This is a genomic window from Variovorax sp. TLI9-5A, assembly GCF_056867935.1.
On record NZ_CP200310.1, the window covers coordinates 4,008,616 to 4,026,264 of the forward strand.

Sequence of the window (17,649 nt, forward strand, 5' to 3'; positions counted from 1 at the left end):
CGTGACCGCCGGCGGCCTGCGCCGCCTGCTGCTCGCCGCCCTGTGCCTGTGGCTCGCCCTGGCGTCGGCGGCCCCCCGCGCCGACGCGGCGGAAGCGTCCGACGCCTTCGATGTGGCCACGGCCGAGGCGGTGCTCGAACCCGACGGCCTGCCGGCGCAGCAGCGCCGCGTGGAACTGCCCTTCCGCTGGGACCACGAGTTCCCCGGCCGCGGCGGCAAGGCCACCTACCGCATCGAACTGCCCGCTTCTGCGGTGGCGGCCGGCAAACCTGCGGCCCTGCTGCTCTCGGGCGCGGGCAACCAGGTCGCAATCTCGTTCAACGACGCACTGGTGGCCAGCTACGGCACGCTGGGCGTGCCGAACTACGACGCGTCCAAGAGCAACCTGCTGGTGCCGGTGCCGGCCGTGCTGCATCAGGCAGGCCAGCCGCAGTCGCTGATGGTGCGCACCACCATCCAGCGCCAGCGCGGCGCGGGGCTGGCCAGCATCGACTACGGCCCCGAGGCGTCGCTGGCGGCGGTCTACCGTGCACGGCAGAACTGGCGCAACACCTCGGCCATCGTCTACGCGGTCAGCCTGCTGCTGATGGGCGGCATCGCCGGCGGGCTGTGGCTGCGCCAGCGCGACGCGCTCTACGGCTGCTTCGCGCTGGCCGCGCTCTCGGGCGTGGCGCGCAACCTCGACCGCGTGTGGCCCGACGTGGCCATTCCCTGGCCGCTGTGGGGCGCCATCGTGGCGGTCTGCTATGCCTGCCACATCGGGCTGATCGCGCGCTTCGTGCTGCTGGTGCTGGAGCGCAATCCGCCGTGGCTGGTGCGCTCCATCTACGCCGCGCTCGCGCTGTCGGTCACGCTGGCCTGCGCCTCCTTCGCCTTCGCGCAGCCGCTGCTGTGGACCGGCGGCCTCGTCATCCTGCAGTTCATCAGCATCATCTGCCTGCCCTACGTGGTGTACGGGGCGCTGGTGGACCGGCGGCGCATCGCGGGCGTGCTGATGGCGGCGGGCACGCTGGCCATCCTGGCCGGCGCGCACGATCTGCTGCTGGTGCGCATGGGCCTCTTCGGCGGCGCCTACTACACGCTGACGGCGCACGCGATGTTCTTCTTCGTGATGATCCTGGCGGGCCTGGTGGTGGAGCGCTACAGCCGCACCGTGGCCGACTACCGCGCGCTCAACGCCAACCTCGCGGCCCGCGTGGCCGAGCGCGAGGACCAGCTGCGCGGCGCCTTCGAGACCGTGCGCCAGCAGCAGCAGGAACAGGCCGTGCTGCTGGAGCGCCAGCGCATCATGCGGGAGATCCACGACGGCGTGGGCTCGCAGCTGGTGGGCCTGCTCAACGTGGTGACGCAGGCCCGACCCGACCGCGCGGTGATCGAGGAGCATGTGAAGCTCGCGCTCGACGAAATGCGCATGGCCGTCGATTCGCTGCAGCCCACGCACGACGACCTGGCGACCGTGCTGGCCACGCTGCGCTATCGACTGCAGCCGAGGCTCGACGCGGCCGGCATCGAACTGGTGTGGGACGTGGAAGTGATTCCGCAGCTGGAGCCCTTCGCCGCGCAGGCGGCCCTGCAGCTGCAGCGCATCCTGCTGGAGGCCTTCACCAACGTGCTCAAGCACGCGGGCGCCACGCGCATCGTGATGCATGCGAGCTGGCATGGAGAAGAGACGCCTTCGCTGGTGCGCATCATGCTCACGGACAACGGGCGCGGCCTGCCTTCGGCGCCGGTCAACGGCGGGCGAACGGGCCACGGCATCGCCAACATGCGGGCACGCGCCCAGTCCATCGGCGCGCGGCTGCAGATCGAAACGGTAGACCCGGCAGCGGGCGGCACGCGCATGCAGCTCGACTGGCCCTGCGCGCCTGCCTGAGCCCCTGATCCGTCAGCGCAAGGCAAAGGCCAGCGTCACGGCGCCCAGCGCCAGCAGCGCGAGCCCGGCGATGAAGACCATTTCGCCCCAGGACTCCAGCCGCGCACCCGAGCTGCGCGAGCGCATCGAGATGAAAGACAGCAACGCGCTGGCCAGGAAGACCAGCGCGTCGACGGCGAGCAGGCGGTCGATCAGCAAGCGCATGTCGTCGCGCGGCCCCAGGTGCCCGATGGACATCACCGTCATGCACACGCCGATCATGGTGGCCGACGTGGGCAGGATGTGCGCCGAGAGGCTCTGGGCGGGCGACGTCATGCCTGCAGCGCGAACTCAGCCGATGCGGACAGGGACGAAGATCTTGTCTTCACCGCGCTGGATCAAGAGCGCCACCGACTTGTTGCTGGCCTTCGCCACCACCTCGCGCACCTGCTCCACGCTCTGCGCCGGCGTACCGTTGATGGCCAGGAGTACGTCGCCCGCCTGCACCCCGGCCTGGGCCGAGGGACCGGCCGCATCCTCGATCAGCAAGCCGTTGTCGACGGAGGCTTCGCGCTTTTCCTGCGGCTGCAGCGGACGCAGCGCCAGGCCCAGCTTGCCCTGCCCCACGTCGGCGTCGGCCTTCGCGACCTTGGCGGGCTTGTCGCTCGCATCGCCGAGCTTGGCCTGCAGCTCCTGACGTTCGCCCTGGCGCCACACTTCGAGCGTGACCTTCTTGCCCGGCATCTGCTGGCCGATGACCGCGGGCAGGTCGCCCGAAGACACGATGGGCTGGCCGTCGACCTTGCGGATCACGTCGCCCGCCTTCAGGCCGGCCTTGTCGCCGGGGCCGCCCTTCTCGATGTTCGAGACCAGCGCGCCTTCGGGCCTGTCGAGCTTGAACGAATCGGCAAAAGCCTGGTTCACTTCCTGCACCGCGATGCCCAGGCGCGCGTGCTGCGCCTTGCCGGTGGCGACGATCTGGTCCTTCACCTGGATCGCAACGTCGATCGGGATCGCGAACGACACCCCCTGGTAGCCGCCGCTGCGGCTGTAGATCTGCGAGTTGATGCCGACCACCTCGCCGCGCGTGTTCAGCAGCGGGCCGCCGGAGTTGCCGGGGTTCACCGCCACGTCGGTCTGGATGAAGGGCACGTAGCTGTCGTCGGGCAGCGAGCGGCCCTTGGCGCTCACCACGCCGGCCGTGACGGTGTTCTCGAAGCCGAAGGGCGAGCCGATGGCCAGCACCCATTCGCCGACCTTCAGGTCCTTGGTGTTGCCCAGCGCGAGCACCGGCAGGTTCTTCGCGTCGATCTTCAGCACCGCGATGTCGGTCTTGGCGTCGGCGCCCAGCACCTTCGCGCGGTATTCGCGGCGGTCGGTGAGCTTGACAGTGACTTCCTTCGCGTCCTTCACCACGTGGGCGTTGGTGATGATGATGCCGCTGGGGTCGACGATGAAGCCCGAGCCCTGCGCGCGCACCGGCACCTCGCGCTGCTGTTGCTGGCCCCGCGGATTCATCTGGCCCTGGAAGCGGCGGAAGAACTGGAACATCGGATCGTCGGGGTCGATGCCCTGGATCTCTGCTGCGGCCTCGTCGTCGGAGGCCTTCATGGTGCCGGTCACGCTGATGTTGACCACGGCCGGGCCGTCGCGCGAGGTGATGGTCGAGAAATCAGGCAGCGTGACCATGGCCGCGGGCGCGGTGGCGACGGCGTTCGTGGTCGGAGCGCCCACGGCGCGGGCGCTGGTGTAGGCGCCGGCACCGACGGCACCGATCACGCCCGCGCTCGCCAGGGCAATCACCAGGGCGCGGGGCGAAGTCAGACGGGAGTTCATTTGTCGGTTCCTTTCTAGGCGTATGGACGCAAAACGATGAAAGGAATGTCGCGGGTCTGACTTAAGCGCCGCTTAAACGGCGCGGCCCCGGCCCAGGCTCAGGCGCGCGCCGGAAAGCGCACCATCACGCGCAGCCCGCCGAGGCTGGGCGACTGTTCCAGCGCCACCGTGGCCCCGTGCAGGTCGGCGATCGACTTGACGATGGCCAGCCCCAGGCCGCTGCCGGGCGCCTGGGATTCGCCCGAGCGGTAGAACCTGTCGAGCACCCGCTCCCGCTCCTCGGGCGGCAGGCCCGGCCCGCTGTCGTCCACGGTGAGTTCGGCCGTGTCGCCTTTGCGTGCGATGCCGATGTCGACTCGGCCCTCGACCGGCGTGTACTTGATCGCGTTCTCCAGCAGGTTGCGCAACAGCATGCGCAGGGCCTCGGACTGGCCATGGACCACCGCCGCTTCGTCGGCATGTGCGATGCCGATGTCGATGCCGCGCGCCTGCGCGGCCGCCACCGCGTCGGACACCGCGAGCCGCGCGACCTCGGACAGGTCCACCGGCTCAGGCTTCGCGCCTGCCGCCATGCTGGCTTCATGACGGGCCAGCGCGAGCATCTGCTCGACCAGCCGCGTCGCCCGGTCGATGCCCGCCACCAGCCGGCTCACCGCCAGCTCGCGCGAGGCATCGTCGGGCGCGCGCTGCAGGCCCTGCACCTGCAGCTTGAGCGCAGCCAGCGGCGAGCGCAGCTCGTGCGCGGCATCGGCGACGAAGTGCTTCTGCGCATCGAAGGCATGGCGCACGCGGTCGAAGAGCAGGTTCAGCTCCTGCACCAGCGGGCGAACCTCCTCGGGCAGGTTCTCCTCGCTCACCGGAGAGAGATCGTCGGCCTGGCGCGAGGCCACCTGCTTTCGCACCCGTGCCACCGGCGCGAGCGACTGGCTCACAACCCACCAAACGACTAGCATCAGGAGCGGCGCCATCAGCGCCACCGGCGCGATGGTGCGCAGCGCCAGCGTGCCGGCCATGTGGCGCCGCGCCGCCATGTCCTGCGCCACCTGGATGACCAGCCCGCGCGTCTGCATCGAGAACACGCGGTAGGTGGTGCCGCGCGCGTTCACGTCGGCGAAGCCCAGCACCGCGAGCTGCGGCAGCGCGGCCTGCTCGGCGGATTCGAAGATGCGCACGCCGTCGGCCGTCCACACCTGCACGACGAAATCGAAGTTCTGCTCGGTGGGCCCGAGCCCGCCCACCGCCGCGCTGGGCGGCAGGCCGGCGCGCAGCGACAGCGCCATCTGCTGCATGTGGTAGTCGAAGATGTCATCGGCCTCCGCAAGCACCGTGCGGTAGGCCACCAGCGCCTGCGCCCCTGCGGCCAGCACGATGGCTGCGAGCAGGAACCACAGCAGCCGGGCGCGCAGGGAGCCTGTGAGCGAACCAATGACTCTGCTCATGCACGCCCCCTTCGCGGGACGACACGGAACCGGCTTTGCCGGGCCGTAGGCGTCGCCCCCGGAAGGGGGTTGGCGAAGCGACACGAAGTGCGCGAAGCCTGGGGGCGAGTCATAGTTTCGGCACCATGTAGCCGACGCCTCGCACGTTGCGGATGAGTTCGGCGCCCAGCTTCTTGCGCAGGCCGTGCACGTAGACCTCGACGGCGTTGCTGCTGATCTCGTCCTTCCAGCTGTAGAGCTTCTCCTCGAGCTGGGCACGCGACAGCACCATGCCGGGCCGGGCCAGCAGGGGCTCCAGCACGGCCCATTCACGGGCCGACAGCACCACGGGCTGGCCGGCCACCGTGACCTCGCGCGTGGCCGGGTTGATGCTCACGCCCATGTGCTCGTACACCGGTTCCGCACGCCCCGCCGCGCGGCGCAGCAGGGCCCGGATGCGCGCCAGCAGCTCGTCGAGGTCGTAGGGCTTGAGCACGTAGTCGTCGGCACCGGCGTCCAGGCCTTCGATGCGCTGCTGCACCGAGTCGCGCGCCGTGGCGATCAGCACCGGCATGCGCTGCTTGCGCGCACGCAGGTTGCGCAGCACCTCGAGGCCGTCGCGCCTGGGCACGCCGAGGTCGAGCATCACGAGGTCGTATTGCTGGGTGCGCAGGGCCGATTCGGCGGCCTCGCCGTCTTTCACCCAGTCCACTGCGTATTGCTCGGCGCGCAGCAGGTCGAGCACCGCTTCGCCGATCATCACGTCGTCTTCGAGGAGTAGGAGTCGCATGGTCGTGTCCGTTTCGGGGATTCGAGGCGCGGGCCGCTGCCAAAGTTCAGATCAGAGAAGCGAACGGACTTCTCGTGCGGCCTCGAAGAGTAGCGGCAGCATCTCGCGCTGCAGCGTCTCTTCCTGGTAGCGCGTGCCCGAGAGCACCACGTTGAGCGCAGCCACCGTATGGCCCTGCATGTCGCGCAGCGGCACCGCCAGTGCTTGCACGCCAAGCTCGTGCTCCTCGCTGGCAAAGCAGTAGTCGTCCTTGCGCGCGCGGGCGATCAGCTGACGCAGGCCGCGCGCCTGCGTCACCGTGCGGGGCGTGAGCCGTGCGAGGTGCCGGCCCTTGAGCCATTGCGTGAACTGCGTCGGCGCCATCGCCGCGAGCAGAACGCGGCCGGTGGAGGTGGCATGCGCGGGCAGCCGCGCGCCCAGGTGCAGGCCGTAGGCCAGCACGCGCGTCGGCGTGCCATAGCTGCCGCTGCGCGCGACGATGACCACCTCTTCCCCATCGAGCACCACGGCCGAGAACGACTCGCCGGTCTGCGCCGCGAGCCGGTTCAGCGTGGGCTGCAGCGCGCGCGGCAGGCGGGAAGACGCGAGATAGCTGCCCGAGAAGCGCAGCACCTTCGGAGCCATCCAGAAATAGCTGCCGTCGGTTTCCAGGTAGCCCAGATGGGCCAGCGTCAGCAGGTGGCGGCGGGCGGCCGCGCGCGTGAGGCCGGCGCGCTCGGCGGCCAGCGTGGCGTTCAGGCGCTGGCGCTCGGTGTCGAAGCTTTCGAGCACGGCCATGCCCTTGGCGATGCCCTCGATGAAGTCGGCCTTGGCGATGCTCATTCTTCGGTGCGGTTCGTCGTCTGTGGAAGTGTTGCGCGATGATCGCGCACGCATTCGCATGATCGCACACAGCCGCACGGGCGGCTTCCACGGAAAGCCCCGTGCGCCCTACGCTCCGTGAAACCCTCTCGGAGACACGAACATGCGCACCCAGGTCGCCATCATCGGAGCCGGCCCCGCCGGCCTGCTGCTCGGACAGCTTCTGTACAAGGCCGGCATCGACAACGTCATCGTCGAACGCCAGAGCGGCGACTACGTGCTCGGCCGCATCCGCGCCGGCGTGCTGGAACAGGTCACGATGGACCTGCTGGCGCGTGCCGGCGTCGAGACCCGCGCCAAGGCCGAGGGGCTGCCGCACGAAGGCATCGAACTGCTCTTCAAGGGCGCGCGCCACCGCATCGACATGCACGGCCTCACGGGCGGCAAGCAGGTGACGGTGTACGGCCAGACCGAAGTGACGCGCGACCTGATGGAAGCGCGCGCGGCCGAAGGGCTCGCCACCATCTACAGCGCGGCGAACGTGAGCCTGCACGACTTCCAGTCGGGCAAGCCGCGCGTGCGCTACGAGAAGGACGGCCAGACGCACGAGATCGAATGCGACTTCATCGCCGGCTGCGACGGCTACCACGGCGTGAGCCGCGCCAGCGTGCCGGCCGACGCGATCCAGACCTACGAGAAGATCTACCCCTTCGGCTGGCTCGGCGTGCTGGCCGACGTGCCGCCGGTCTCGCACGAACTCATCTATGCCAACACCGGGCGCGGCTTCGCGCTGTGCAGCATGCGCAGCGCCACGCGCAGCCGCTACTACGTGCAGGTGCCCACCGAGGAGCGCGTGGAAAACTGGAGCGACGAGGCCTTCTGGAACGAGCTTCGCGAGCGCCTCGACCCCGAGGCGCGCGAGCGGCTGGTGACCGGCCCTTCGCTGGAAAAGAGCATCGCGCCGCTGCGCAGCTTCGTCGCCGAGCCGATGCGCTTCGGCTCCCTGTTCCTGGCGGGCGACGCGGCGCACATCGTGCCGCCGACAGGCGCCAAGGGGCTGAACCTCGCCACGGCCGACGTGGGGTATCTCTCGCGCGCTTTCGAGATCTACTACGGCGAGAAGTCGGCCTCGGCACTCGACCGCTACTCCGACCTGTGCCTGCGCCGCGTCTGGAAGGCCGAGCGCTTCTCGTGGTGGTTCACCTCGCTGATGCACCGCTTTCCGGAGACGGGTGCCTTCGGTCAGAAGATCCAGGAAGCCGAGCTCGACTACCTGGTGCACTCGACCGCCGCCTCCACCGCGCTGGCGGAAAACTACGTCGGGCTGCCGCTCGAAGACTTCTAGGCGGCACCAACCGGCGCGGGAGCCGGCCGGCCTTCCAGCGCGGCCTTCATGGCCGCTCCGCCCTGCTCCATCATCGGCGCGATGTAGGCCGCCATGGCATCGGGCAGCACGTCGGTGATCCAGACGAAGCGCGAGCGGCCTTCGCCCTCGGCGAACACCTGCGCCGTCGCGTGGTGATGCCAGGCCTGCCCGCCGGTGACGGTGTAGGCCAGCCGGCGATGGGCTTCGTCGATGCCCACCAGCACCTCGCGCGCGACAAGGCCGTTGGCGAAGGTCAGGATGCGCGCGCCTTCCGCGTCGATCGTGCAGGCCGTGAGAAAGCCGGGCGCCAGTCGCGTGTGCACTGCTTTGAAGTCGCGCAGCGCGTCCCAGACCTGCGCCGCATCGGCCTCGACGATGAATTCCTTGTAGACCGTGGCCATGGCGATGAACCTCGCTTCAGGGGCAGACCGCCTCGACGTTGTTGCCGTCGGGATCGATCAGGAAGGCTGCGTAGTAGGTCGGGCTGTAGTCCGGCCTCGGGCCCGCGCCGCCGTTGTCGGTGCCGCCGGCTTTCAGGCCGGCCTTGTGGAACGCGGCCACGGCCTCGTGGTTCGGCGCGCGAAAGGCGATGTGCGTGCCCAGGCCCTTCGCGCCCTTGGCGGCGTAGAGCCATAGCGCGGGCTCGTCGGCAGGCCCGATGCCGGCGTAGCTGTCGTCGCTCGGGCCTGGCACATGCCCGAGCGGTGCGAGTGCGGCTTCGTAGAAGCGGCGGCTCGCGGCGAGGTCTTTGACTTTCAGTCCGATGTGGTCGTACATGATGGCTTCCTGCTCGATGGGTTGATCAGGAGTCCATCATCGAAGAGCGCCGCGATGCGATCTTGGAGAATCTTGCGGTCGCCTTTCGCCGCCTTGCGGAAGCCGCCCGGCGACACGCCCGCTGCCCGATGGAAGGTGCGCACGAAGTTGCTGAGATCGGCAAAGCCCACGTCCAGCGCCACCTCGGTTACAGGCCGGGTGTCGTCGTCGGCCAGCAGGCGCGCGGCATGCCGCAGGCGCGAGCGCACGAGGTACTGGTGCGGCGTGACGCCCAGCACCTGCGAGAACAGCCGCAGGAAATGGAAGGAGCTCAGGCCGGCTTCGGCCGCGGCGCCGTCCAGGCCGATGTCGTGCCGCGAATTGGCGTCGATCCACATCGCCGCATCGACCGCGCGGCGGCGGTCGCGTGAGATCGCCAACGAAGGTGCAGTGGGCATCGACCGGCCGGAGACGACGTCCACGAAGCGGCTCGCGAACCACATGCCCAGTTCGTCCAGCCCCATGTCGCTCCGCCCGTCGGCAGCGGCCTGGGCCAGCTCGCCGATGACCACCAGCTCGGCCAGTGGCGGCACGCCGCCGGTGCGCCAGGTCTTGCGGTCACCGCCGATCAGATCGACGAAGCCCGGCGAGAGGTGGAAGGCCAGGCACTCGTCGCCGCAGACATGGTGGTCGTGCGTGCAGACGTACTCGTCGCCGGGGCAGCCGACCAGCACGGAGCCAGCGACCAGTTCATAGGCATTGCCGCGCGTGCGGTAGCCGAAACTGCCCTTGCGCACGTACGAGACCGAATAGCCTTCGTGCAGCTCGGTGAAGGGCTGCGCGTCGGGGCCCGCGTCGCAGCGGTAGCTGGCGATGCGGATCGCATCGGTCTGGACCTCGGTGGTGACAAGCATGGCCGGTGCCCTTCTGCCCCACGGAAACGATTGCTCAATCGACGGTTTGCATCGCCTGCCAGACACGCGCAGGGCTCAGCGGCATGTGAAGCCGCGGTGCGCACGTGGCGAAACCGTTGCGCGCGAAGGCGTCGGCCACCGCGTTCACGATGGCCGGCGTGGCGCCGATGGTGCCGAGCTCGCCCACGCCCTTCACGCCCAGCGGGTTGTTCTTGCAGGGCGTCGACTCGTCCATTTCCATGTTGAACATGGTGTCGACGATGTCGGCGCGCGGGGCGGCGTAGTCCATCAGGCTGCCGGTGACGGGCTGGCCGGTCTCGTGGTCGTACACCACCTGCTCGTAAAGCGCCTGCCCGATGCCCTGCACCGCGCCGCCTTCGAGCTGGCCGCGCACGATCATCGGATTGATGACGCGGCCCACGTCGTTGACCGAGCTGTAGGCCACCACGCTGATCTCGCCGGTGGGCGGATCGATCTCGATCTCGCAGATGTGGCAGCCGTTGGGCCAGGTGGGGCCCGCCACGGTGCTGGTGGAGTCGACGAAGATCTCGCGCCCCGGCTGCTTCGCCGCGAGCGTGAAGAGGTCGAGTTCGAGGTCGGTGCCGGCCACGTTGAAGACGCCGCGGCTGTAGACGATGTCGTCGATGGAGGCTTCGAATTCCTGCGCGGCCAGCTCGCGCGCCTTGTCGATGGTGCGCTCGGCGCCGATGCGAACGGCCGAGCCGCCCGTGAAGAGCGAACGCGAGCCGGCGCTGCCGAAGCCGTCGCCGCGGTCGGTGTCGCCGAGCACCACGCGCACCTTCTCGATGGGCACGCCGAAGGCATCCACGGCCAGTTGGGCGAGCGAGGTGGCGATGCCCTGCCCCATGGCGTTGACGGCCGAGAAAACCTCGATCACGCCGTCGGCCTGCACCGAGACAGTGACGCGCTCCTCGAACACGTTGCCGCCGGTCCATTCGAGGAAGGTGGCGATGCCCAGGCCGCGGTGCTTGCCCCGGCCGGCCGACTCGGCGGCGCGGCCCTCGAAGCCCTGCCAGTCGGCGAGCGTGAGCGCCTGGTCCATCACGGACTCGAAATTGCCGGTGTCGTAGGTCTGCGCCATCGGGTTCTTGTATGGCATCTGCTCGGGGCGGATGAAGTTGCGGCGGCGCAGCACGACGCGGTCGATGCCGGTCTGGCGCGCGGCCTCGTCCATGAGCCGCTCGATGGTGAAGATGGCCTCGGGGCGCCCCGCGCCACGATAGGCGCCGGTGGGAGCGGTGTTGGTGAGCACCGCCTTGAAATGAAAGTCGATGGTCTGGATGTCGTAGACGCTGGTCTGCACCCAGGGGCCGATGAGCAGCTGGATCGCGACGCCGGTGCCGGTGGCGTAGGCGCCGACGTTGGCCAGCGTCTTGATGCGCAGCGCGAGGATCTTGCCGTCGGCGTCGAGCGCCATCTCGGCGCGCGCCTCGATGTCGCGCCCGTGCGCGCTCGAGAGGAATTCTTCGCTGCGGTCGGCAACCCATTTCACCGGCCGGTTCACCTGCAGCGCCGCGAAGGCGACGGCGATGTCCTCGGGGTAGGCGCCGGTCTTCATGCCGAAGCCGCCGCCGACGTCACCCACCACCACGCGCACCTTTTCCTTCGGCAGGCCGATGGCGGCGCAGATGGAATCGCGCACGCCGGAGGGCATCTGGGTGCTCATGCGGATCGTGAGGCGGCCGGTTTCGGCGTCGCGCGCCGCAAGCACCGAACGCGGCTCGATCGTCAGGGCGACCACGCGCTGGTTGTTCACGTCGAGCGCGACCACGTGGCTGGCCCTGGCGAAGGCTGCCGTGGCGGCCTCGCTGCTGCCGTGGCGCATTTCGGCGGAGATGTTGCCGGTGGCTTCCTCGCACAGCAGCGGCGCGCCGTCGGCAGTGGCGCTGGCGAGGTCGACCACCATGGGCAGGTCTTCGTACTCGACCATGATGGCTTCGGCCGCGTCGCGCGCCTGTTGCACGGTGTCGGCCACCACGGCGGCCACCACTTCGCCGACGAAGCGGGTGCGCTCGTGGGCGATGGCACGGCGCGGCGGGCTGGCGCTGTCACTGCCATCGGCGCGCTTGAAGCCCGCGGCGCCCGGCAGGGGCTTGACGCCGGCCTCGACCATCTCGGCACCGGTGATCACGCGCAGCACGCCGGGCATGGCAGCGGCGGCGCTGGTGTCAATGGAGACGATGCGCGCGTGCGGGTAGGAAGACCGGAGGAAGACGAGGTGCGCCTGCTCGGGGAGCGTGACGTCGTCGGTGTAACGGCCGGCGCCCGATAGCAGGCTTTCATCTTCCAGGCGACGCACTGCCTGGCCGCTGCCGAAGCGTGTGGGGTTGGGTTCGGTGGTCAACGTTGTCCTCTTGTACTTATCCCCGGCGCGTGCTCGGGCCTGCCTGATCTATTCGTGGGTGCTGCGGATGCAAGCTGTGCACTATAGGGTTTCCAGCGGGTCTTGTGGTGCCGTGGCGTGTGGGCCGAACGCTGGTGGCGATGTCGGCGACTCGCGATTTTCGCCCACTGGATTGGTGTTTGCGAAGCCGTGTATACCTACGCCCATGCGACAACTGCCTTGGCTAGAACCCGGAGATGCCCTGCCCGACCCCGCCTCGGCCTGGGGCACGGCCGACCCGGTGCCCGGTCTGCTGGCCGCCGGCGGTGCGCTCGACGTCGATACTCTGATGCAGGCTTACGGCAACTGCGTCTTCCCCTGGTTCAGCGAAGACCAGCCGATCCTGTGGTGGAGCCCCGACCCGCGCATGGTGCTGCAGGTGGCCGAATTCAAGCTGCACCGCTCGCTGCGCAAGACCTTGTCGCGCTTCGTGGAGACGCCCGGCTGCGAGGTGCGCATCGACCATGATTTCAAGGCCGTCATCAAGGCCTGTTCGAGCTCGCCTCGGGTGGGTCAGTCGGGCACCTGGATCGTTCCGGACATGGTGGCCGCCTATACGGATTTGCACCGTGCGGGCCACGCCCACAGCGTCGAAACCTGGATCGACGGCGAGCTGGCGGGCGGCCTGTACTGCGTTTCTCTGGGCCGCGCGGTGTTCGGCGAGTCGATGTTCACCCGCCGGCCGGACGCATCGAAGATCGCGCTGGCCGCGCTGGTGTCGCTGTGCCGCCACTTTGGCGTGCGGATGATCGACTGCCAGCAGAACACCGCCCACCTCGCGAGCCTGGGCGCCCGCGAAATGGCCCGCAAGCGCTTCGTCGCGCACGTGGCGGGGGCACGGCAGCAAGAGGGCCCACGGTGGCGATTCGAGCCCGTATACTGGTCCGAACTCCTTTCAGCGCGACCTCCTTCCCTGACGTGACGCACCTCAAGGACCTCCCGCTTCACACGCTGCAGTTCTACGCGACTGCGCCCTACCCCTGCAGCTACCTGCCCGACCGGCAGGCCCGCTCGCAAGTGGCCACGCCCAGCCACCTGATCCACAACGACGCCTACTCCGACCTGGTGCTCAGCGGCTTCCGGCGCAGCGGCATGTTCACCTACCGGCCGTACTGCGACGGCTGCCGGGCCTGCATTCCGCTGCGCGTGCTGGCCAACTCCTTCCGCCCCACCCGCAGCCAGCGCCGCGCCCTGAAGCAGCACGCCGACCTGCAGGCGCGCGTGCTCAAGCTGTGCTTCATGCCGGAGCACTACCAGCTCTACCTGCGCTACCAGAACGGCCGCCACGCGGGCGGCGGCATGGACCACGACAGCATCGACCAGTACACCCAGTTCCTGCTGCAGAGCCGGGTCAACTCGCGGCTGGTGGAATTCCGCGAAACCCTGCCCGACGGCAGCGCGGGTGCGCTGCGGATGGTGTCGATCCTCGACGTGTTGAACGATGGCATCTCGGCCGTCTACACCTTCTATGAGCCCGATTCGAGCGCCGGCTACGGCACGTACAGCGTGCTCTGGCAGATCGAGCAGGCCCGCAAACTCGGGCTGCCACATGTCTACCTCGGCTACTGGATCGAGCACAGCCCCAAGATGAACTACAAGGCGCGCTTTTCCCCGCATGAAGTGTTGTTGGATGGCCGCTGGCAGGCACCAGGCGATTTCACAAGGTAAAATGGCGCCCGGTCTTCACCGCAAAGCGCCATGAGAAAAAACCAATCCGACATTCCCGCCGTTCCCGTGATCCAGGTGATCGAGCGCATGTTTGCGCTGATCGACGTCCTGGCATCGCGCGAGGACGCAATTTCGCTGAAGGAGATCAGCGAAAAGACGGGGCTCCACCCGTCGACGACGCACCGCATCCTCAACGACCTGGCAGTCGGCCGTTTCGTCGACCGTCCCGAGGCCGGCAGCTACCGGCTCGGCATGCGCCTGCTGGAGCTGGGCAACCTGGTCAAGGGCCGGCTCAACGTGCGCGACGCCGCCCTCGGCCCGATGCGCGAGCTGCACAAGCTGACGCAGCAGCCCGTCAACCTCAGCATGCGCCAGGGCGACGAGATCGTGTACATCGAGCGCTCCTACAGCGAGCGCTCTGGCATGCAGGTGGTGCGCGCCATCGGCGGCCGCGCTGCGCTGCACCTGACTTCGACCGGCAAGCTGTTCCTGGCGGCGGACGATCCGCAACGGGTGCGCAGCTACGCCACCCGCACCGGCCTGGCTGGTCACACGCGCAACAGCATCACCCAGCTGCCGGCGCTGGAGCGCGAACTGTCGAAGGCGCGCCAGTACGGCATTGCCCGCGACAACGAAGAACTGGAACTGGGCGTGCGCTGCATGGCCGCAGGCATCTACGACGACCAAGGCAAGCTGGTGGCGGGTCTGTCGATCTCTGCGCCGGCCGACCGGCTGGACGAGGGCTGGCTGCCCAAGCTGCAGGCCACGGCCAATGAAATCTCGGGGGCGCTGGGGTTCAAGGAAGGCATGTCGGCCACGCCGTCGCCTTCGGGTGGTTCCTCTTCTTCGGCTGGCGTCTGACCGGCGCCAGAACGGTCTCCCAAACAAAACAGGCCCGCGAGGGCCTGTTTTTCGTTGGGGAACTGGATTGCTTTACCGGATCGATCAGCCCGCCACCTGGTACGCCGCATTGCGCGACGAAGCTGCTGGCGAGCCCACCGAGTGCGTGGCTTCCACCCAGCGGCGGACGCGCTCCGCATCGGCGATACGGCTGAACTTGCCGGCCGAATCCAGGAACACCATGATCAGCTTGCGGCCGGCCACCCGAGCCTGCATCACGAGGCACTGGCCGGCTTCGGAGATATAGCCGGTCTTCTGCACGCCGATTTCCCAATCGGGGCTCTTCACGAGGCGGTTGGTGGTGTTGAACTGCAGCACGCGGTTGCCGACTTCGACCTGGTATTCAGGCGAGGTGGACAGCGAACGCACGGTCGCATCGGCATAGGCGGCGTTGACCAGCAGCGCCAGGTCTTGCGCGCTCGACTGGTTGCGGCTCGACAGGCCGGTGGGCTCCACGTAACGCGTGTCCTTCATGCCGAGCATCTTGGCCTTGGCGTTCATGATGCTCACGAAGGTCGTCAGGCCACCCGGGTAGGTGCGGCCCAACGCGTGCGCGGCGCGGTTTTCGCTCGACATCAGCGCCAGGTGCAGCAGTTCGCCGCGCGAGAGCGTGGTACCGACCGTCAGGCGCGAACTGCTGCGCTTTTCGGTGTCGACGTCGTCCTGGGTGATGGTGATGAGCTCGTCGTTCGGCAGATGGGCCTCGCTGATGAGCAGGCCGGTCATGAGCTTGGTGAGCGAGGCGATCGGCAGCACGGCGTGGTCGTTCTTGCTGAACAGCACTTCGTGGGTGTCCTGGTCGATGACCAGGGCGACGCTCGACTTCAGGTCGAGAGCGTCTTCGGTTCCATGCAGGCCGGCCATCTGGCCGAAGGATTGGCGCGCGGGCGCCTCGACGACGCGAACCACCGAGCGGCGCTGCACGGCCACCACGGTCTTGCCGTTCTTCTTGTGGATGGTGGCGACGACGTTGCGGCCACCGCGAACCACCTTCTCGGCGCGCTCGGCCTTTTCGGCACGGCCGCCGCGCTTGGCGACAGTGGCGGTCTTGGAGGAAGCGGCGTTGCGCTTGACTTCAACCGGCACTGGCCCCTTCGCCTTCTTGGAGGCGACGGCGGTCTTGGCGGCGGCGGGCTTTTCCTTCTTTGCGGCCTGGGCACCAGGCAGCAAAAACGCCGTGGCGCAGAGCGCGACGGCGAGGGCTTTGAAAGCGGGCAGGAACCGCTGGCTGGAAACTCGGCTTAGGCGGGCTTCAGGCATTAAAAAATCTCCAGCGGCGACAAACGAGGACCGCAGTGTATCGAAATCAAAAAAGACACGCAATATCAGTTACTTGCATCCTCTTCTTCATTCGAATATCAAGGATCGCCCGAAAACCTAACCTTGTGCCGCAACTCTCTCAGCTTGGCTCTGTAACTTGTTGAGCGCACTCAAATAAGCCTTAGCCGAAGCGACAACGATGTCCGGATCCGCACCCACACCGTTGACCACCCGCCCTGCGTTTTGTAACCGGACTGTAACTTCTCCCTGGCTTTCCGTCGAGCCGCTGATGGCATTTACAGAGTAAAGAACCATCTCGGCACCGCTCTTGACATGCGACTCGATGGCCTTCAGGGAAGCATCAACCGGGCCATTTCCATCGGATTCGCCGGTGACTTCCTTGCCCTGGACGGTGAACACGATTTTCGCCTGGGGGCGTTCACCGGTTTCGCTGTGCTGGGAGAGAGAGACGAAAGCAAACTGCTCACCAACGTTCGACACCTCTTCGGCGCTGACGAGCGCAAGGATGTCCTCGTCGAAAATCTCGGACTTCCGGTCGGCCAGCTCCTTGAAGCGCAGGAAGGCGGCGTTGATCTCGCCCTCGCTGTCCATGGCCACGCCCAGCTCCTGCAGGCGCTGCTTGAAGGCGTTGCGGCCGCTGAGCTTGCCCAGGACGATCTTGTTGGCGGTCCAGCCCACGTCCTCCGCGCGCATGATCTCGTAGGTGTCGCGCGCCTTGAGCACGCCGTCCTGGTGGATGCCCGAGGCGTGCGCGAAGGCATTGGCGCCCACCACCGCCTTGTTGGGCTGCACCACGAAGCCCGTGGTCTGGCTGACCATGCGGCTGGCGGCCACGATGTGCTGGGTGTCGATGCGCAGGTCGAGCCCGAAGTAGTCCTTGCGGGTCTTCACCGCCATGACGACTTCCTCGAGCGAGCAATTGCCCGCGCGCTCGCCCAGGCCGTTGATGGTGCACTCCACCTGGCGCGCGCCGCCGATCTTCACGCCGGCCAGCGAGTTCGCCACGGCCATGCCCAGGTCGTTGTGGCAATGCACCGACCAGATCGCCTTGTCGCTGTTGGGGATGCGCTCGCGCAGCATCTTGATGAAGTTGCCGTAGAGCTCGGGAATGGCGTAGCCGACGGTGTCGGGCACGTTGATGGTGGTGGCGCCCTCGTTGATCACGGTTTCGAGCACGCGGCACAGGAAGTCGGGGTCGCTGCGGTAGCCGTCTTCGGGGCTGAACTCCACGTCGCCGATCTGGTTGCGCGCGAAGCGCACGGCCAGCTTGGCCTGCTCATGCACCTCGTCGGGCGACATGCGCAGCTTCTTTTCCATGTGAAGCGGCGAGGTGGCGATGAAGGTGTGGATCCGCCCGCGGGCCGCGCCCTTCAGGGCCTCGGCCGCGCGCCCGATGTCGCGGTCGTTGGCGCGCGAGAGGCCGCACACCGTCGAATCCTTGATCGCGTTGGCAATCGCCTTCACCGCCTCGAAATCGCCGTTCGAACTGGCCGGAAAACCGGCCTCGATGACATCGACCTTCAGCCGCTCCAGCAGCTTGGCGATGCGCAGCTTCTCGTCGCGCGTCATCGAGGCGCCCGGCGATTGCTCGCCGTCGCGCAGGGTGGTATCGAAAATGATCAGCTGGTCGGTCATCGTGGTTCTCCTTCGTACGCGCCCTTCC

The 17,649-nt window shown here is 68.1% G+C and carries 17 protein-coding genes; 6 read left to right on the forward strand and 11 right to left on the reverse strand.

All coding sequences use genetic code 11. From position 1 onward, the window contains the following. The first annotated feature begins 1 nt into the window (after position 1). Positions 2–1,873, forward strand: a complete 1,872-nt coding sequence (locus tag AC1VNX_RS18915) for a sensor histidine kinase (RefSeq protein WP_483158336.1) — start codon at positions 2–4, stop codon at positions 1,871–1,873. A gap of 12 nt (positions 1,874–1,885) precedes the next feature. Here AC1VNX_RS18915 and AC1VNX_RS18920 read toward each other — a convergent pair whose 3' ends face one another. The 5 genes from AC1VNX_RS18920 to AC1VNX_RS18940 form a co-directional block, all read right to left on the reverse strand. Continuing rightward, a complete protein-coding gene (locus AC1VNX_RS18920) occupies positions 1,886–2,188 on the reverse strand; it encodes a hypothetical protein (protein ID WP_483158338.1) in 303 nt (100 codons plus the stop codon). A gap of 15 nt (positions 2,189–2,203) precedes the next feature. Continuing rightward, positions 2,204–3,688: a DegQ family serine endoprotease gene (locus tag AC1VNX_RS18925; RefSeq protein ID WP_483158340.1), complete on the reverse strand. Its 1,485-nt coding sequence runs from the start codon at positions 3,686–3,688 to the stop codon at positions 2,204–2,206. A gap of 98 nt (positions 3,689–3,786) precedes the next feature. After that, positions 3,787–5,127 carry an ATP-binding protein gene (locus tag AC1VNX_RS18930; protein WP_483158342.1) on the reverse strand — a complete coding sequence of 447 codons (1,341 nt, stop codon included), beginning with the start codon at positions 5,125–5,127 and terminating at the stop codon, positions 3,787–3,789. Between the two features lie 109 nt (positions 5,128–5,236). Continuing rightward, complete coding sequence (locus AC1VNX_RS18935) at positions 5,237–5,896, reverse strand: response regulator (RefSeq protein ID WP_056518096.1); 660 nt, start codon at positions 5,894–5,896, stop codon at positions 5,237–5,239. Between the two features lie 51 nt (positions 5,897–5,947). Then, positions 5,948–6,718, reverse strand: a complete 771-nt coding sequence (locus AC1VNX_RS18940) for an IclR family transcriptional regulator domain-containing protein (protein ID WP_093195484.1) — start codon at positions 6,716–6,718, stop codon at positions 5,948–5,950. Between the two features lie 142 nt (positions 6,719–6,860). Here AC1VNX_RS18940 and pobA point away from each other — a divergent pair, with 142 nt between their 5' ends. Continuing rightward, complete coding sequence (gene pobA / locus AC1VNX_RS18945) at positions 6,861–8,042, forward strand: 4-hydroxybenzoate 3-monooxygenase (protein WP_483158345.1); 1,182 nt, start codon at positions 6,861–6,863, stop codon at positions 8,040–8,042. Here pobA and AC1VNX_RS18950 read toward each other — a convergent pair. From AC1VNX_RS18950 to AC1VNX_RS18965, 4 genes are read right to left on the reverse strand one after another with little or no spacing between them, the layout of a single operon-like run. Beyond that, a complete protein-coding gene (locus AC1VNX_RS18950) occupies positions 8,039–8,464 on the reverse strand; it encodes an SRPBCC family protein (protein WP_483158348.1) in 426 nt (141 codons plus the stop codon). The two genes, pobA and AC1VNX_RS18950, sit on opposite strands and share 4 nt — an antisense overlap. A 16-nt stretch (positions 8,465–8,480) precedes the next feature. Beyond that, the gene (locus AC1VNX_RS18955; protein ID WP_483158350.1) at positions 8,481–8,840 is read right to left on the reverse strand and encodes a VOC family protein; all 360 of its coding nucleotides are present in this window, start codon (positions 8,838–8,840) and stop codon (positions 8,481–8,483) included. Continuing rightward, entirely contained in the window at positions 8,819–9,733 is a 915-nt protein-coding gene (locus AC1VNX_RS18960) for a helix-turn-helix domain-containing protein (protein ID WP_483158352.1), read from the reverse strand. The genes AC1VNX_RS18955 and AC1VNX_RS18960 overlap by 22 nt, the downstream gene beginning before the upstream one ends. A gap of 34 nt (positions 9,734–9,767) precedes the next feature. Next, on the reverse strand, positions 9,768–12,098 hold the full coding sequence (locus AC1VNX_RS18965; protein WP_483158354.1) for a xanthine dehydrogenase family protein molybdopterin-binding subunit: 2,331 nt from the start codon (positions 12,096–12,098) through the stop codon (positions 9,768–9,770). 205 nt (positions 12,099–12,303) lie between these two features. Here AC1VNX_RS18965 and aat point away from each other — a divergent pair, with 205 nt between their 5' ends. From aat to AC1VNX_RS18980, 3 genes are read left to right on the forward strand one after another with little or no spacing between them, the layout of a single operon-like run. After that, the gene (gene aat, locus AC1VNX_RS18970; protein WP_483158356.1) at positions 12,304–13,059 is read left to right on the forward strand and encodes a leucyl/phenylalanyl-tRNA--protein transferase; all 756 of its coding nucleotides are present in this window, start codon (positions 12,304–12,306) and stop codon (positions 13,057–13,059) included. After that, on the forward strand, positions 13,056–13,805 hold the full coding sequence (locus AC1VNX_RS18975) for an arginyltransferase (RefSeq protein WP_418131736.1): 750 nt from the start codon (positions 13,056–13,058) through the stop codon (positions 13,803–13,805). The genes aat and AC1VNX_RS18975 overlap by 4 nt, the downstream gene beginning before the upstream one ends. A 30-nt stretch (positions 13,806–13,835) precedes the next feature. Continuing rightward, entirely contained in the window at positions 13,836–14,666 is an 831-nt protein-coding gene (locus tag AC1VNX_RS18980) for an IclR family transcriptional regulator (RefSeq protein WP_483158358.1), read from the forward strand. A gap of 84 nt (positions 14,667–14,750) precedes the next feature. On the opposite strand, the gene AC1VNX_RS18985 is transcribed toward AC1VNX_RS18980, so the two are convergent. Continuing rightward, on the reverse strand, positions 14,751–15,791 hold the full coding sequence (locus tag AC1VNX_RS18985) for a serine hydrolase (protein ID WP_483158360.1): 1,041 nt from the start codon (positions 15,789–15,791) through the stop codon (positions 14,751–14,753). On the opposite strand from AC1VNX_RS18985, the gene AC1VNX_RS18990 reads away from it, so the two are divergent. Next, positions 15,775–16,086, forward strand: coding sequence for a hypothetical protein (locus AC1VNX_RS18990; RefSeq protein WP_483158362.1), 312 nt, complete (start codon positions 15,775–15,777; stop codon positions 16,084–16,086). The genes AC1VNX_RS18985 and AC1VNX_RS18990 overlap by 17 nt on opposite strands. On the opposite strand, the gene AC1VNX_RS18995 is transcribed toward AC1VNX_RS18990, so the two are convergent. After that, entirely contained in the window at positions 16,083–17,621 is a 1,539-nt protein-coding gene (locus AC1VNX_RS18995) for a 2-isopropylmalate synthase (RefSeq protein ID WP_483158364.1), read from the reverse strand. The genes AC1VNX_RS18990 and AC1VNX_RS18995 overlap by 4 nt on opposite strands. Positions 17,622–17,649 lie beyond the last annotated feature (28 nt).

Bases quoted from the DNA above. Each gene is read 5' to 3' on its own strand.
- AC1VNX_RS18920 (WP_483158338.1), bottom strand. From the start codon at position 2,188: ATGACGTCGCCCGCCCAGAGCCTCTCGGCGCACATCCTGCCCACGTCG.
- AC1VNX_RS18925 (WP_483158340.1), bottom strand. From the start codon at position 3,688: ATGAACTCCCGTCTGACTTCGCCCCGCGCCCTGGTGATTGCCCTGGCG.
- AC1VNX_RS18930 (WP_483158342.1), bottom strand. From the start codon at position 5,127: ATGAGCAGAGTCATTGGTTCGCTCACAGGCTCCCTGCGCGCCCGGCTG.
- AC1VNX_RS18935 (WP_056518096.1), bottom strand. From the start codon at position 5,896: ATGCGACTCCTACTCCTCGAAGACGACGTGATGATCGGCGAAGCGGTG.
- AC1VNX_RS18940 (WP_093195484.1), bottom strand. From the start codon at position 6,718: ATGAGCATCGCCAAGGCCGACTTCATCGAGGGCATCGCCAAGGGCATG.
- pobA (WP_483158345.1), top strand. From the start codon at position 6,861: ATGCGCACCCAGGTCGCCATCATCGGAGCCGGCCCCGCCGGCCTGCTG.
- AC1VNX_RS18950 (WP_483158348.1), bottom strand. From the start codon at position 8,464: ATGGCCACGGTCTACAAGGAATTCATCGTCGAGGCCGATGCGGCGCAG.
- AC1VNX_RS18955 (WP_483158350.1), bottom strand. From the start codon at position 8,840: ATGTACGACCACATCGGACTGAAAGTCAAAGACCTCGCCGCGAGCCGC.
- AC1VNX_RS18960 (WP_483158352.1), bottom strand. From the start codon at position 9,733: ATGCTTGTCACCACCGAGGTCCAGACCGATGCGATCCGCATCGCCAGC.
- aat (WP_483158356.1), top strand. From the start codon at position 12,304: ATGCGACAACTGCCTTGGCTAGAACCCGGAGATGCCCTGCCCGACCCC.
- AC1VNX_RS18980 (WP_483158358.1), top strand. From the start codon at position 13,836: ATGAGAAAAAACCAATCCGACATTCCCGCCGTTCCCGTGATCCAGGTG.
- AC1VNX_RS18995 (WP_483158364.1), bottom strand. From the start codon at position 17,621: ATGACCGACCAGCTGATCATTTTCGATACCACCCTGCGCGACGGCGAG.